This is a genomic window from Pseudomonas sp. TH32, assembly GCF_016650855.1.
Classification (GTDB): domain Bacteria; phylum Pseudomonadota; class Gammaproteobacteria; order Pseudomonadales; family Pseudomonadaceae; genus Aquipseudomonas.
The window spans coordinates 6259340-6273657 of record NZ_JAEKFA010000002.1; the positions used below are offsets into that span (position 1 = coordinate 6259340).

Consider the following 14318-nt stretch of genomic DNA (forward strand, 5'->3'; position numbering starts at 1 on the left):
GGCGCAAAGGAGAAGTCATTATGTTCCTTGATCTTATTCGCATGGGTTTCATCAAAGTCCAGATTTTTTTCTACTCCAGAGAGGGAGCGTCGGGTATTGAGTACGCGCTGGTTGCGGCGATGGTTGCTGTGGCGCTGGCTGCCTTTATTACGCCCATCAAGACTGCGGTGACAAACGTCTTCACTTCGATACAGGCCGCCATTCATACTTGACGCGGGTACTCGCGCAAACACGTGCAGGTTCCGCTGAATGATCTATTGCGCATCAGGCATTTCTCCATGAATTCCTCTTTGTCTCCGCGGCAACAAATCCTTTTGGTGGATGACGAAGAGGACGCCCTCATTGAACTGGCCGAGTCGCTGGAGAATGAGGGCTTTGTCTGTTTTACCGCCACCTCGGTGACCTTCGCGTTGCAGGAGTTGACCCTGCATCCCGATATTGCCCTGGTGATCACCGACCTGCGCATGCCCGAGGAAAGCGGTATCTCCTTGATCAAGCGCCTGCGTGAACACACCTCGCGTCAGCACCTGCCGGTGATCGTCATGTCTGGCCATGCCGAGATGGACGATGTCAGTGACATGCTGCGCTTGCAGGTGCTGGACCTGTTTCGCAAGCCGATCTACCTGGTGCGGTTGATCGACACCCTCAACAACCTTTTCCCCATCCCCAAAATCAGACTGATGTAGGCGCGAGCACGCTCGCTCCTGCAGCAGGGTTCAGAGTTGGTAGCTGAAACTCAGCGTATACCGTGGCCGCCGATTGAAGCTGTCCAGGGCAATGTCTGACATTGGCTTGGCGGCTTCCAATGCGATGTTGTAGTACTTGTTATCGCCGAAGCGCAGGCCCACGGCCGCCGATGACATGTTGTTGCCCTTGACCGGCAACTCGTTGAACCAGGTCTTGGCTTTGTCCAGTACCACGTAAGGCTGCAGGATTTTTACCCACTCGCCGCTGCGGTTGAAGCTGTAGTTGACCTCATACGCCACGCCCCAACCCTTGTCACCCGAGCCCTGGTCATCCGGGTAACCGCGCCCGAAATTCTGCCCGCCGAACGTCGCGCGTTCGCTGTCGGGCAAGGTGTCGTCGCTCCAGTAAAAGGCCGCCGATGCCACGCCTTGCCAGTTGTCGAAGAACTTGTCGCTTTGTACGCCCGAGACGCGCAGGCGGAAGAAGTCGATGTCGGGCTTTATGCCCTCGAAGTCACTGCGGGTCTTGGCGCCCAGGCCGTCGATGCCCTGGTACAGGCCGGCGCTGAGGATGCGCAGTTGGCGCGTGTCGGACTTGCGCCAGTCACCTTCAAACGCCAGGGCGCGCAGGTTGGTTTCCAGGTCGAAACGTTGGGGGAAACCCACCAGTTTATAACGGGTGGTCTGGTCCACGGCATACAACCGCGTGCCCAGGGTCAACGACTCGGTGGGGGAGGCGATCAGCGGATGGCTGAGGCCGACGGAGTAACGGTCAATCTCCTGGTGGGGCTTGAGTTCAAACCCGCCGTCCAGTTGCACATTGCTGCGCGGGTCGGCGCGGTAGCGCTCGGCGTTGACCACCAGTTGGGTACCCTCGGCATTCACGAACTGGCTGTAGCCCAGGCGGTAGTAGTGCTCCTTGTCCTCGCCGGGCGGGAACAGGCCGCTGACGCTCAACTGCTCGCCCATGGAGGTCTGGGAATTGCTGGTGCCGGTGATCAGGGCTTGCAGGCCGCCACGGCTGTCGTCCGTCATGCTCATGCTGCTGGTGAAGGGTTTGCGCGAGGCCTGGATCTGCATGCGCGTGCCGCCATCGGTGGTGCCCGGCGGCGGTACTTGCGCCTGCAGCGTCACCCCCGGTATACGGCCCATCAACGTGGTGTAGCGTTCGAAGGTCTTGCGGGTCAGCGGGCGTTCGGCCAGCAGCTTGGCAGCCAGCTTGTCGACGTAGGCCGAGACTGAACCGATGTCGCCCTGCACGTTGTAGTCCTTGATGTAGCCCTCCACCAGGATCACGTGCACCAGACCGTTTTCGAAGCGCTGGTCGGGCAAGTAGGCGTAGGACAACAGGTAGCCGTCCTGCTGGTAGCGGCGGGTGATGCCGCGGGTGGCTTCGATCAATTGTGCGACGGTGGTTTCATGGCCAATCAGCGGCTCGAAAACCTTCGCCACGTCCTGGAGCGGATAGATCGTCCCCCCGTCGATTTGCAGCTTGCGGATGGTCACTTTGGTGTCCATCAACAACGGCTGGCCCTGGGCCGCCGCCGGCTCGGGCAACTGGGTCTGGGGTGTGACCGGGCGATAGGCGTCGGCGGGGAGGTTGGGCACCGGCAGGTTGCGAATGGTGTCGTTGCTGTTGAGAAAACTGGGCAGGGTCTCGGCGTGGACACTGGAGGCAATGAGGGTGAGCAGAAACAACGGTGTCAAGGCGCGCATAGGACACTCCATGGTCAAACTGCAGCAGCGTTTCGCGGATTCCCGCCGGGTTCTGGGGCTCGGTTCGGGAGGGCCTTTCACTGGCCAATAAAAAAGACGAGAGACTCATTGGAATCTCTCGTCTCAACCAAGCGTAGGCGCTGGAGGGGAGGCCGTCTAATGGCCAGGTGCAATTCTATTTTTTACCGGTCAGCCCGCCGAGCAAGCCTCCCAGACCACCGCCTGTGTTTGCGTTTGCAGTGCCGCCGGCAGAAGCGCTGGCACCCACATTCAAACCACCGAGCAGGCCGCCACCGCTACCGCTGGTGCCACCGGTGACCAAGCCGCCCACCGAGCCGACAGTGCCGCCTACGGCATTCAGGGTACCGCCCAAGGCGTTAGTGACCGGGTTGGCATTGGCGGCTGTCAGGTTGGCACCCAGGCCGCTGACTGCGCCACCGACCTGAGTGACCAGACCGTTGACAGGGGCGCCGATACCGGTGCTGGTGCCGATGTTTTGAGTCAGGCCGGCAACGCCCGACGTCACTGGGTTCAGGGCTGCGCCGACATTCGTTGCCAGGCCGGCGACCGGAGCCGTGGCGCCTGTGTTGGCCACGCCGTTGCCGCCAATCAGCGTACCGAGAGACGCGACAGTGTTACCCACAGCGCCGCCGGTGATGCCTGCTGCACTGACAGTGCCGTTGGTATTACCGATATTCAAGCCGTTGCCAACGTTGGCGACCAGACCGCCGACGAGTTCAGGCAGGCCCGATTGCGGGGTTGTGGTGGCTGGATTGACGTAGCCGCTCGACTTATCAAGGGTGGTGCCAACGCCCGTCAGCACGCCGCCCACGATGGTCCCGAGAGGGTTGCCTGCGCCGCCGGCACTGGCCACCTGGCCGCCAAGGCCGGTGACAGTGGAGCCGACTTTATCCAGTACGCCACCGACCGGGTTGCCCAGGCCGGTTTTATTCCCGAGGTTGCCGGTGGTGTTTTCCAGCAGGGAGACGACAGGGACCAGCACGCTCTTGCCGACGGTATTGGTCACGTTGCCCAGTGGCCCGGTGGTGCTGGCCGTGCTCAAGGTGTCGCCGAGCATGGTCACGGTTTGGCCGACCTTATCGACCAGGCCACCTGCCGCACCGCCCACGCCGCCGGTTAAACCGCCGACGACAGGAATGCCGCCCAGTGTGGTGCCCAGGGTTTTGCCGGTGTTGGACACGCCGGTGCCCAGGTCGGCAACGCCATCAGCCACACCGGCAACGGTGGTGCCCAAGGCATTGCTATTGGTGCCCAATGTTCCCAGCCCGTTGGTCAGGCCGCTGCCGATGCTGTTGACGGCAGTGCCCGTCGCGGTGACCAGCCCGCCAGCGGTCGTGCCTACAATCGGGATGGTGGTCAGGGTTGTACCCAGGTCACCCACTGCGGTGCCGACATTACCGACGACACCGCCGACGGCGCCCACTACCTGGCCAGTGACCAGAGGCGTGGTCGAACCGGTGCCGCCACCGGTACCGCCGCCTGTGCCTCCACCGGTACCACCACCTGTGCCGCCGCCTGTGCCTCCACCGGTACCACCACCTGTGCCACCACCTGTACCTCCACCGGTGCCGCCGCCAGTGCCACCACCGGTACCGCCACCCGTGCCTCCGCCAGTACCACCACCATCTGTGCCGCCGCCGGTACCACCGCCAGTTCCACCACCTGTTCCGCCGCCAGCATCCGGAGACGAAGCTGCGACGCTACTGTGATGACCGCCACCACCGCTGCTGCAGCCTCCGAGGCTTACTGCCAGAATCAGGGCCAGCGCGGTACTTGCTTTCCACAACACGACTTGAGTTTTCATGATTGAGATCCTTGCACCTGGTACAGCCTTTGTTGTTATCGAAGTTCGCTGTTTCTAGGGACAGCGATACATTCGTCCGTTATGGCTATAACAGTCCCGGGTACTTTTTCTCGCAACGCTCAACTTGGTATTAACGATTTATATACACGCAGGATTGGGCCGCTTAGCGACTAATACCAAGGGTATATAGGGGGAAGGGTTAAAAGTGGCTAGGTCTTTAAAATCAGGGTGTTAATAAACTTAGCGGGCTATCGATAGCCCGCTATAACTTAGGGTGTATATATACAATTAATCACGCGATCGGCCGCCAGCGCCCCACCATATGCTCAATGTCCCCGGCGCCTTTTAGTTGCAACTCACCGCTGGAGCCGGCGGCACTTGCCAACAAGATGACTTCACTGGGCAAGCGCACCGGTTTTTTAAACTCGACGTCTATCTCGATATTGGCCGCCGGCAAATGCTCACTCAGGGCGGCCAGTGTGCGTGCCTTGTTCCACAGCCCGTGGGCGATCGCCTGGGGGAAGCCGAACAACCTGGCGGTGAGGGCACTCAAGTGAATCGGGTTGTAGTCGCCGGACACCCGAGCGTAGCGGCGGCCGATATCGGCGGGGGCTTTCCAGCGGGTCAACTCACTGACGCTGGCGGGAGCTTGCAGGCTGTGATCCGCTGCAACGCCGTCAAGCTTCACGCCGCGACAGAGCATCCGGCTTTCGGCTTCCCACAGCAGCCCCAGTGAATCCTCGACCGTGGTGACGATATCGAACGTTGCCCCCTTGGCGTGGGGCTGCAAGTTCTGCGCGTAGACGCCCACCGTAAGGTCACTCACACCGCCCAACGGGCGCAGGATGCGGATACGGTTGCTCAGGTGGATCAACCCCAACAGCGGGAACGGAAATGCCTTGCCGGTGAGCAATTGCATCTGCAGGCCGAAGGCGAGGATGTGCGGATAGGTCGCCGGCAACACCGGGCTGTCGGCAAACCCGCAGACCTTGCGATAAGCCGCCACATCGTTGGCGTTCACGCTGACCCGGCAGCGCAACCCTTGTTCGGGCAACGTGGTGCCGGTGATCTTGCGCTTGAGCGCCGCGCGCCAATACAGCGGCGGCAGGAACGGGGTACTGCCTAAGGTGTGCCACTCCATGCTTACGCTCCCAATAGACTTTGCCCACACACCCGCACTGCCTGCCCGCTGACTGCGCCGGAGCCCGGCTGGCCGAGCCAGGCCACGGCTTCGGCGACGTCCTGGGGCAAGCCGCCCTGGCCCAGGGAACTCATACGGCGCCCGGCCTCACGCAAGGCGAAGGGAATATGCGCGGTCATCTGGGTTTCGATAAAACCCGGGGCCACTGCGTTGATGCTGATCCCGCGCTCGCCCAGCAGCGGCGCCCAGGCCTGGGCCAGGCCGATCAGCCCGGCTTTGCTCGCGGCGTAATTGGTTTGCCCGCGATTGCCGGCAATGCCGCTGATGGACGCCAGCAGCACCACGCGGCCGTTGTCGTGCAAGGTGCCGCTGTCCAGCAGCGCCTTGGTCAGCACTTGCGGCGCGTTGAGGTTGACCGCCAATACCGCGTCCCAGTATTCCGGCGTCATGTTGGCCAGGGTTTTATCGCGGGTGATGCCGGCGTTGTGCACCACGATGTCGATGCCGTCCGGCAGGTGTTCGATCAACTGCGTGGCGGCGTCTTCGGCGCAGATATCCAGGGCGATGCTGCGGGCACCCAGGCGCGCGGCCAGGGCATCGAGGTCAGCCTTGGCTTGTGGCACGTCCAGCAGGACCACTTCGGCACCGTCACGGGCCAGGGTTTCGGCGATCGAGGCGCCGATGCCACGGGCGGCGCCGGTTACCAATGCCTTGCGCCCGGCGAGAGGGCGGGTCCAATCTTCGACCTGGGTCGCGCAGGCGTTCAGGCGAATCACCTGGCCGGAGATGTAGGCACTTTTGGGCGAGAGGAAAAACCGCAACGCACCTTCCAACTGGTCTTCGGCCCCGTCGCCCACGTACAGCAATTGCAGGACGCCGCCGCTGCGCAGCTCTTTGGCCAGCGACCGGCTGAAACCTTCCAGGGCGCGCTGGGCACTGGCGGCAAACGGGTCGCTGAGGCTTTCCGGCGCGCGGCCCAGGATCACCAGATGCGCGCTGTGATCGAGATTTTTCAGCAGCGGCTGAAAGAATTCCCGCAGCTGTTTGAGTTGGTCGGTGTGCTGCAGTTGGCTGGCATCGAACACTACAGCCTTGAGCTTGGGCCCGTGGCCGGGAATCCAGGGGTGGCCGTCGACGGTTCGCTGCCGTAGCTATAGATGGCGTCGGTCAGCTTGTTGGCGAACGGCAGTATTTTTGTCGCCAGCGGGCCGCCGCCGATCAGCAGCGCACCCTCCACCGGACGCAGACGCCCGGCCTGCCAGCGTTCCAGGCGTACCGGCGACGGCAGGCCAATGGCGGCAACCAGGCGATGGCCGAGGCTGGAGTTGGCGAAGTCGATATAACGGTCAGACATGGAACGCTCTCCGAGTGCTGGGGTTCAAACGGTGGACCATCAATAGGTGAAAGTCGTTCGATTGAGCCTAGGCTAGTCTCAAAGACTCACCCCACAACCTTCAGGGAGCTTTCCATGACTCAATTGCGCCGGGTAGCGATCATTGGCGGTAACCGCATCCCCTTCGCCCGCTCCAACGGCCCTTATGCCACGGCGAGTAACCAGGCGATGTTGACCGCCGCCCTGGAAGGCTTGATCGAACGCTACAACCTGCACGGCCTGCGCATTGGCGAGGTGGCCGCCGGGGCGGTGCTCAAGCATTCCCGGGACTTCAACCTGACCCGCGAATGCGTGCTGGGCTCGCGCCTGTCGCCGCAGACCCCGGCCTACGATATTCAGCAGGCCTGCGGCACCGGCCTCGAAGCGGCATTGCTGGTGGCGAACAAGATTGCGCTGGGGCAGATCGAGTCCGGGATCGCCGGTGGCGTCGACACCACGTCCGACGCGCCGATCGGGGTGAACGAGGGCCTGCGCAAGATCCTGCTGCAAGCCAATCGCAGCAAATCCACGGCGGATAAATTAAAAGTCCTGTTACAACTTCGTCCCCATCACCTCAAGCCGGAACTGCCGCGCAATGGCGAACCGCGCACCGGTTTGTCCATGGGCCAGCATTGCGAGTTGATGGCGCAGACCTGGCAGATTCCCCGCGCCGAGCAGGATCAGTTGGCGCTGGAAAGCCACCAGAAAATGGCGGCGTCCTATGCCGAAGGCTGGCAAAACGATCTGCTCACACCCTTTCTCGGCCTGACCCGCGACAACAACCTGCGCCCCGACCTGACCCTGGAAAAACTCGCCAGCCTCAAACCCGCCTTTGAGCGCAGCGAAAAGGGCACTCTCACCGCCGGCAATTCGACGCCACTGACCGACGGTGCTTCGTTGGTGCTGCTGGGCAGTGAAGCCTGGGCCCAGGAGCGGGGTTTGCCGATCCTCGCTTACCTGCGTGATGGCGAAGCGGCGGCAGTGGATTTCGTCAACGGCGCCGAAGGCCTGCTGATGGCGCCGGTGTATGCCGTGCCACGTTTGCTGGCGAGGAACGGCCTGACGCTGCAGGACTTCGATTACTACGAGATCCACGAAGCGTTCGCTGCCCAAGTGTTGTGCACGCTGAAGGCCTGGGAAGACCCGGAATACTGCAAGACTCGCCTGGGGCTGGACGCGCCGCTGGGTTCCATCGACCGCAGCCGGTTGAACGTCAAGGGCAGTTCATTGGCCGCCGGCCATCCGTTTGCAGCCACCGGCGGGCGCATCGTCGCCAACCTGGCCAAGCTGCTGGACGCCGCCGGCAAGGGCCGGGGCCTGATCTCGATCTGCGCCGCCGGGGGCCAGGGCGTCACGGCGATTATTGAGCGCTGATCTCGGCTATGATCGGGCCGCCGGTTAATCTGGCATATTGGATGCATTCTTAAGCGGTCAAAGGTCGGTACCCTCTCCCCGCGGCGAGAGGATTGCCGTATAACGAGTGCCATACGCGTGTTTGGTAATAAAGGACCCACAATAAAAGCTGATGAAGACTCCTAAACGCATTGAACCCCTGATCGAGGACGGTCTGGTCGACGAGGTGCTGCGCCCACTCATGAGTGGTAAAGAAGCAGCTGTTTACGTGGTGCGCTGCGGCAACGAGTTACGTTGCGCCAAGGTCTACAAGGAGGCGAATAAACGAAGTTTTCGTCAGGCGTCCGAATACCAGGAAGGCCGCAAGGTCCGCAACAGCCGGCAGGCCCGGGCCATGGCCAAGGGCTCCAAGTTCGGCAAGAAAGAAACCGAAGACGCCTGGCAGAACGCCGAGGTAGCGGCGCTGTTTCGTCTGGCCGGTGCGGGCGTGCGCGTACCCAAGCCGTACGACTTCCTCGAAGGCGTGCTGCTGATGGAACTGGTGGCCGATGAGTACGGTGACGCTGCGCCACGTTTGAATGACGTGACGCTGGACCCGGACCAGGCCCGCGAGTACCACGCCTTCCTGATTACCCAGATCGTGCTGATGTTGTGTACCGGCCTGGTGCACGGTGACCTTTCCGAGTTCAACGTGCTGCTGACGCCGACCGGCCCTGTGATCATCGACCTGCCTCAGGCGGTGGATGCAGCAGGCAACAACCACGCATTCAGCATGCTGGAGCGGGATGTGGGCAACATGGCTTCCTACTTCGGGCGTTTTGCCCCGGAATTGAAGAAGACCAAGTACGCCAAGGAGATGTGGGCGCTGTACGAAGCCGGCACCCTGCACCCGGCCAGCGTGTTGACTGGCGAGTTCGACGAGCCGGAAGAGTTGGTTGACGTGGGCGGGGTTATTCGCGAGATCGAAGCGGCGCGGCTCGATGAAGAGCGTCGCCAGGCGATTCGCGCGGCAGACGATGCGCCACCGAGCAAAGCCTCGGAGGAGCCTCCACCGCCGCCCTGGATGCAATGATCCAACGGCTGGTGGATATCCAAATGTGGGAGCGGGCTTGCTCGCGAATGCGTAGTGTCAGTCAATACATCAGTTGACTGATCCACCGCTTTCGCGAGCAAGCCCGCTCCCACATTTGTTTTTTGTGCAGTCAGTTAAATCGTCAGGCGCAACAGCTGCCCGACGCCAGTTCCTTGAGGATCGGGCAATCCGGCCGGTGGTCACCCTGGCAGTGTTCCACCAGGTCCTGCAACGTATCGCGCAGTTGCCCCAACTCGCGGATCTTCTGGTTCAGCTCATCGATGTGCTGGCGGGCCAGCGCCTTGACGTCGGCACTCGCGCGCCCGCGGTCCTGCCACAGCGTCAGCAGCTTGCCGACTTCCTCCAGGGAAAACCCCAGGTCCCGCGAACGCTTGATAAACGCCAGGGTGTGCAGGTCATCGGCGCCATAAATACGGTAGCCGCTGTCGGTGCGATGGGCCGCTTTCAACAAACCGATAGACTCGTAGTAACGAATCATCTTCGCGCTCAGGCCGCTTTGGCGTGCTGCTTGGCCGATGTTCATGGACGCTCGTCCTCCAGGTCCTTGGGTTTCCAGGTTTTCAGCAGCAGCGCGTTACTCACCACGCTGACGCTGGACAGGGCCATGGCCGCGCCGGCCATGACGGGGTTAAGCAGGCCGAATGCGGCCAGCGGAATGCCGATCAAGTTATACACAAAGGCCCAGAACAGGTTCTGTCGAATTTTAGCGTAGGTCTTGCGGCTGATTTCCAGCGCGGCAGGCACCAGCCGTGGGTCGCCGCGCATCAGGGTAATGCCCGCCGCGTGCATGGCCACGTCGGTGCCACCGCCCATGGCGATGCCGATATCGGCTGCGGCCAGGGCGGGCGCGTCGTTGATGCCGTCGCCGACCATCGCCACCACGCCGGTCTTTTTCAGCTCGGCGACGGTGGCGGCCTTGTCGGCGGGCAGCACTTCGGCGTGCACGTCGTCGATGCCCAAGGCTTCGGCGACCACGCGGGCGCTGCCTCGGTTATCGCCGGTCAGCAGGTGGCTGCTGATTTGCCGGGCCTTGAGTTGTTGTATCGCTTGCAGGGCGCCCGGTTTGAGGGTGTCGCCAAAGGCAAACAGGCCCAGCACGCGCGGCTGCGGGCCTTGCTCGATCAGCCAGGACAGGGTGCGGCCCTCGGCCTCCCAGGCGCTGGCCGAATCGGCGAGGCCGCCGGTGCTCAAGCCGGTTTCGTCCAGCAGGCGACGGTTGCCCAACGCCAGCTGCCGTCCGTCGAGGGTGCCGGCAATGCCACGCCCGGTCAGGGACTGGCTGGCGCTGACATCGGCCACATTCAAGCCACGTTCGGCGCAAGCATCCAGCACCGCCTTGGCCAACGGGTGTTCACTGCCGCGCTGCAGTGCGCCGGCCTGTTGCAGCAGTGCCGCTTCATTGCCATCGACAGCAACCAGGTGCGCGACTTTTGGTGCGCCGGAGGTCAGGGTGCCGGTCTTGTCGAACACCACGGCGCTGACTTCGTGGGCACGCTCCAGGGCTTCGGCGTCCTTGATCAGAATCCCGTGGCGGGCGGCGACGCCGGTACCGGCCATGATGGCGGTGGGGGTGGCCAGGCCGAGGGCGCAAGGGCAGGCGATCACCAACACGGTGACGGCATTGATCAGCGCGACCTCCAGCGGAGCGCCATACAACCACCAGCCGATCAGCGTGGCCAGGGCCAGCACCAGCACCACCGGCACGAACACCTGGCTGACTTTATCCACCAGTTTCTGGATGGGTGCCTTGGCCGCCTGGGCGTCTTCCACCAGGCGGATGATCCGCGCCAGCACGCTTTCTGCGCCAAGGGCCAGGGTGCGCACCAGCAGTCGGCCTTCGCCGTTGATCGCGCCGCCTGTCACGGCGTCTCCGGGTTGTTTTGGCACTGGCAGGCTTTCACCGCTGATCAGTGCTTCGTCGGCGTGGCTTTGGCCGTCGACCACTTCGCCATCCACCGGGAAGCGTTCGCCGGGTTTGACCAGCACCAGGTCATTGAGCTTGAGGGCGGTGATGGCGACGTCGTGCTCGCGGCCATCGATCACTTGAATCGCCCGCTCCGGGCGCAAGGCTTCCAGGGCGCGGATGGCGCTGGCGGTCTGGCGTTTGGCGCGGCTTTCCAGGTATTTGCCCAGCAGCACCAGGGCGATCACCACCGCTGAGGCTTCGAAGTAAAGATGCGGCATTGTGCCCGCGGTTGCCGTGAGCCACTCATAGATACTCAGGCCGTAACCGGCGCTGGTACCGATGGCCACCAGCAGGTCCATGTTGCCGGCCCCGGCGCGCACGGCTTTCCAGGCCGCGATATAGAAGCGCGCACCGAAGATGAATTGCACCGGGGTGGCCAGGGCGAACTGGACCCAGGCCGGCAACATCCAGTGCAGGCCGAACGGTTGCACCAGCATCGGCAACACCAACGGCGCAGCGAGCAAAATTGCCAGCAGCAGCGACCAGCGTTCATGGCTCAACCGTTGTTCCTGGCTGGCTTGGGTGGCGGTTTCGCTTTGGGGCAGGGTGGCGGTGTAGCCGGCCTTGTCGACGGCGGCGATCAGGACGCCGGGGTCCATTTGGCCGAGCACTTCAATATGGGCGCGTTCGTTGGCCAGGTTGACGCTGACGCTTTGCACCCCGGGCACTTTGCGCAGTGCCCGTTCAACCCGCCCGGCGCAGCTGGCGCAGGTCATGCCACTGATGGGCAGGTCGAAGGTGGTGGATCCGTTCATGGGCAGTACTCCAGGAGAGATTGCCCCTAGGATCAACCTTGACCTGTGGGGAAGGTCAAGGCTTCAGATCAATGTTTCAATATTCCAATGCCGCCGGCTTCAGATACATGCCGTCCGGCCCTTGCGCGATACGCAACTTGCGCACGTCGCCCGCCTTCAATGTGATGTTTTGCGCCGGCGGCGCGAGCATGCCCGGCAAGCAGCCCTGGGATTGCCCCGGCAGTAACTTCAGGCGCAGTGACACATTCCCGGCCGGCAAGTTGAAGGACGTGGCCTGCTCCTGGAACAGCCGCCCGGCCAACTGGTCCTGAATATACAAACCAATCTCGCAGTTGGTCGGCACTTCCAGGCGCTCCCGGGAAATGATCAGCACCGCATAATCTTCATCCGCGCTGGCCGGTGGCACAGCGGCAAACAAGCCCATCAGGCTGACAAGGCCAAAAAACGACCAGCGCATGGCGAATTCTCCGAGGTTCACATCGTGGATAGGTGCAGCTTGGCCGAGGGCGCGAATGAATGCCAGCCCGGCCGATGTTTTCAGAACTTGACCTTGCCATCGTGGCAAGGTCAACACTGCGGGCAACCTCATCAAAGGAGTCATGTCATGCAAGTATTCAGCGTTGAAGGAATGACCTGCGGCCACTGCGTTCGCTCGGTCACCCAGGCGGTGCAGGATAAGGATCCGGCGGCCAGCGTGCGGGTCGACCTCGCGGCAAAGGAAGTCGGCGTGGAAAGCAGCCTGCTGTCCCCGGCGGAGGTGATCAACCTGATCAGCGAAGAAGGCTACAGCGTCAAACTCGCCTGACTTTCTGATAGTTAGCGAGCTAACTTAATGTTCAAGGCACCCGAGCCCGGCTAGACTGTTGGGCTGCCGACTCACCTGGGTGCCTGATGAACCTTCGTATAATCCTGATTTTGGGGGCCTTGAGCGCGTTCGCGCCGTTGGCCATCGACTTCTACCTGCCGGGTTTCCCGGCCATGGCCGTGGCATTCGGCACCGACGAAAAACATATTCAGCTGACCTTGGCCGTGTACTTCACGGGCCTGGCGATCGGCCAGTTGATCTATGGGCCGCTGGCGGACCGTTTTGGCCGGCGTGGGCCGCTGCTCAGCGGCGTCACTCTGTTTACCCTGGCGTCGTTCGCCTGTGCATACGCACCTTCGCTGGAATGGCTGATCGGCGCGCGCTTCGTCCAGGCCCTGGGCGGTTGTGCGGGCATGGTGATCTCCCGGGCGGTGGTCAGTGACAAATGCGACGCGGTGGGCTCGGCCAAGGTGTTTTCCCAACTGATGCTGGTCACCGGGCTGGCGCCGATCCTTGCGCCGCTGGCGGGTGGAGTGATGGTTGGTGTGTGGGGCTGGCAGTCGATCTTCATCGCGCTGACGGCGTTCAGTGTGATGGCGGCCCTCGCGGTGGCAGTCGGATTGCCGGAAAGTTTTCCCGCCCATCAACCGCGTCAGCCCCTGTCGGGTGCCCTGCGCCAGTACGGCCGGTTGCTGTCGGACCGGGTGTACCTGGGCTACGCCTTGACCGGTGGCATCTCGATTGCCGGCATGTTTGCCTACATCGCGGGTTCGCCTTTCGTCTTTATCAAACTCTATGGCGTGCCTGCCGAGCACTATGGCTGGGTCTTTGGCTCCAACGCCGCCGGCTTTATCCTGGTTGCACAGGTGAATGCGCGCCTGCTGGCCTCGCGCGGCCCGGCGTTTCTGTTGTCGCGCACCGTGTGGGTGTACCTGGCGGCGGGTCTGTCGTTGCTGGCCATTACGGCTTTGCGCACTGACGCCTTGTGGCCACTGCTGGTGCCGCTGTTCATCTGCATCGCCAGCCTGGGCTGCATTTTGCCCAACACCTCGGCCTGCGCCATGAGCGGGCAGGGTGCACGGGCGGGCAGCGCATCGGCGTTGCTCGGTTGCATTCAGTTTGGTGTGGCCGCCGGCGCGGCATCGTTGGTCGGGGTGTTGCACGACGGCACGGCGATGCCGATGGCAATGGTCATCAGCTTGTGTGGCGTATTGGCCGTGACGTTCGCGATGCTGACCCGACGCCTGCAGCGCCAACGGGCACTGCAAGCGGCGGAATGAGCAGGTCAGCCAGCAGAACGCTGCTGGCTTTCGGGGAATCGGTGAGGTGCCTGGATACGGGTTTGCAGGGTGTCGGCAAACGCGCGGGCTTCGGCCTCACTGCGGAAGGTGAAGGCGTTCTGGTCGAGACGAACCTGCCATTTGTTGCCGTGGGATTTTGCTAACGCTTTTATCAGGATCTTCATTGCTGACTTCCTCGCGTAAAAGAATCGTGGCAAAGGCGGCCAATATAAACCTGAATACGTCCACAAATGTGACAAGGATCAAGTCTCTGACTAGCGGTGTCGTCCATTACTCAGGTGAATAACAGACGACACTGACAGAAC

13 protein-coding genes and 1 pseudogene are annotated in these 14318 nt (G+C 62.5%); 6 read left to right on the forward strand and 8 right to left on the reverse strand.

The genetic code is table 11. The features are described 5' to 3' along the window. Positions 1–20: 20 nt before the first annotated feature. Both JFV30_RS32275 and JFV30_RS32280 read left to right on the forward strand, forming a co-directional pair. Positions 21–212, forward strand: coding sequence for a Flp family type IVb pilin (locus JFV30_RS32275; RefSeq protein ID WP_201126070.1), 192 nt, complete (start codon positions 21–23; stop codon positions 210–212). 66 nt (positions 213–278) lie between these two features. Then, positions 279–686, forward strand: coding sequence for a response regulator (locus tag JFV30_RS32280; protein ID WP_010174083.1), 408 nt, complete (start codon positions 279–281; stop codon positions 684–686). Between the two features lie 30 nt (positions 687–716). On the opposite strand, the gene JFV30_RS32285 is transcribed toward JFV30_RS32280, so the two are convergent. The 4 genes and pseudogenes from JFV30_RS32285 to JFV30_RS32300 form a co-directional block, all read right to left on the reverse strand. Then, positions 717–2402 carry a ShlB/FhaC/HecB family hemolysin secretion/activation protein gene (locus tag JFV30_RS32285; RefSeq protein ID WP_201126071.1) on the reverse strand — a complete coding sequence of 562 codons (1686 nt, stop codon included), beginning with the start codon at positions 2400–2402 and terminating at the stop codon, positions 717–719. A 175-nt stretch (positions 2403–2577) separates the two neighbouring features. Then, positions 2578–4227, reverse strand: a complete 1650-nt coding sequence (locus tag JFV30_RS32290) for a collagen-like triple helix repeat-containing protein (protein WP_201126072.1) — start codon at positions 4225–4227, stop codon at positions 2578–2580. 292 nt (positions 4228–4519) lie between these two features. After that, complete coding sequence (locus JFV30_RS32295) at positions 4520–5368, reverse strand: MaoC family dehydratase (protein WP_201126073.1); 849 nt, start codon at positions 5366–5368, stop codon at positions 4520–4522. Positions 5369–5370: 2 nt separating this feature from the next. Next, positions 5371–6722: pseudogene (locus JFV30_RS32300) on the reverse strand (3-oxoacyl-ACP reductase). 114 nt (positions 6723–6836) lie between these two features. Between JFV30_RS32300 and JFV30_RS32305 the strand changes: the two are divergent. Together JFV30_RS32305 and JFV30_RS32310 are read left to right on the forward strand one after the other, a co-directional pair. Then, positions 6837–8114, forward strand: coding sequence for an acetyl-CoA C-acetyltransferase (locus tag JFV30_RS32305; protein ID WP_010174096.1), 1278 nt, complete (start codon positions 6837–6839; stop codon positions 8112–8114). Between the two features lie 151 nt (positions 8115–8265). Then, positions 8266–9165 carry a PA4780 family RIO1-like protein kinase gene (locus JFV30_RS32310; RefSeq protein WP_201126074.1) on the forward strand — a complete coding sequence of 300 codons (900 nt, stop codon included), beginning with the start codon at positions 8266–8268 and terminating at the stop codon, positions 9163–9165. A gap of 142 nt (positions 9166–9307) precedes the next feature. Here the strand turns inward: JFV30_RS32310 and cueR are convergent, their stop codons facing one another. The 3 genes from cueR to JFV30_RS32325 form a co-directional block, all read right to left on the reverse strand. Then, a complete protein-coding gene (gene cueR / locus JFV30_RS32315) occupies positions 9308–9709 on the reverse strand; it encodes a Cu(I)-responsive transcriptional regulator (protein ID WP_076017943.1) in 402 nt (133 codons plus the stop codon). Then, on the reverse strand, positions 9706–11907 hold the full coding sequence (locus JFV30_RS32320; RefSeq protein WP_201126075.1) for a heavy metal translocating P-type ATPase: 2202 nt from the start codon (positions 11905–11907) through the stop codon (positions 9706–9708). The genes cueR and JFV30_RS32320 overlap by 4 nt, the downstream gene beginning before the upstream one ends. A 76-nt stretch (positions 11908–11983) precedes the next feature. Continuing rightward, a complete protein-coding gene (locus tag JFV30_RS32325) occupies positions 11984–12364 on the reverse strand; it encodes a hypothetical protein (RefSeq protein WP_003211148.1) in 381 nt (126 codons plus the stop codon). 147 nt (positions 12365–12511) lie between these two features. On the opposite strand from JFV30_RS32325, the gene JFV30_RS32330 reads away from it, so the two are divergent. Further along, the gene (locus JFV30_RS32330; RefSeq protein ID WP_063033291.1) at positions 12512–12712 is read left to right on the forward strand and encodes a heavy-metal-associated domain-containing protein; all 201 of its coding nucleotides are present in this window, start codon (positions 12512–12514) and stop codon (positions 12710–12712) included. Between the two features lie 86 nt (positions 12713–12798). Beyond that, on the forward strand, positions 12799–13992 hold the full coding sequence (locus tag JFV30_RS32335) for a multidrug effflux MFS transporter (protein WP_201126076.1): 1194 nt from the start codon (positions 12799–12801) through the stop codon (positions 13990–13992). A 5-nt stretch (positions 13993–13997) separates the two neighbouring features. Here JFV30_RS32335 and JFV30_RS32340 read toward each other — a convergent pair whose 3' ends face one another. Continuing rightward, the gene (locus JFV30_RS32340) at positions 13998–14177 is read right to left on the reverse strand and encodes a hypothetical protein (protein WP_010174105.1); all 180 of its coding nucleotides are present in this window, start codon (positions 14175–14177) and stop codon (positions 13998–14000) included. Positions 14178–14318 lie beyond the last annotated feature (141 nt).

What these genes read in the sequence shown, in the direction of transcription:
- JFV30_RS32275 (WP_201126070.1), top strand. Translation starts at nt 21, where the DNA reads ATGTTCCTTGATCTTATTCGCATGGGTTTCATCAAAGTCCAGATTTTT.
- JFV30_RS32280 (WP_010174083.1), top strand. Translation starts at nt 279, where the DNA reads ATGAATTCCTCTTTGTCTCCGCGGCAACAAATCCTTTTGGTGGATGAC.
- JFV30_RS32285 (WP_201126071.1), bottom strand. Translation starts at nt 2,402, where the DNA reads ATGCGCGCCTTGACACCGTTGTTTCTGCTCACCCTCATTGCCTCCAGT.
- JFV30_RS32290 (WP_201126072.1), bottom strand. Translation starts at nt 4,227, where the DNA reads ATGAAAACTCAAGTCGTGTTGTGGAAAGCAAGTACCGCGCTGGCCCTG.
- JFV30_RS32295 (WP_201126073.1), bottom strand. Translation starts at nt 5,368, where the DNA reads ATGGAGTGGCACACCTTAGGCAGTACCCCGTTCCTGCCGCCGCTGTAT.
- JFV30_RS32305 (WP_010174096.1), top strand. Translation starts at nt 6,837, where the DNA reads ATGACTCAATTGCGCCGGGTAGCGATCATTGGCGGTAACCGCATCCCC.
- JFV30_RS32310 (WP_201126074.1), top strand. Translation starts at nt 8,266, where the DNA reads ATGAAGACTCCTAAACGCATTGAACCCCTGATCGAGGACGGTCTGGTC.
- cueR (WP_076017943.1), bottom strand. Translation starts at nt 9,709, where the DNA reads ATGAACATCGGCCAAGCAGCACGCCAAAGCGGCCTGAGCGCGAAGATG.
- JFV30_RS32320 (WP_201126075.1), bottom strand. Translation starts at nt 11,907, where the DNA reads ATGAACGGATCCACCACCTTCGACCTGCCCATCAGTGGCATGACCTGC.
- JFV30_RS32325 (WP_003211148.1), bottom strand. Translation starts at nt 12,364, where the DNA reads ATGCGCTGGTCGTTTTTTGGCCTTGTCAGCCTGATGGGCTTGTTTGCC.
- JFV30_RS32330 (WP_063033291.1), top strand. Translation starts at nt 12,512, where the DNA reads ATGCAAGTATTCAGCGTTGAAGGAATGACCTGCGGCCACTGCGTTCGC.
- JFV30_RS32335 (WP_201126076.1), top strand. Translation starts at nt 12,799, where the DNA reads ATGAACCTTCGTATAATCCTGATTTTGGGGGCCTTGAGCGCGTTCGCG.
- JFV30_RS32340 (WP_010174105.1), bottom strand. Translation starts at nt 14,177, where the DNA reads ATGAAGATCCTGATAAAAGCGTTAGCAAAATCCCACGGCAACAAATGG.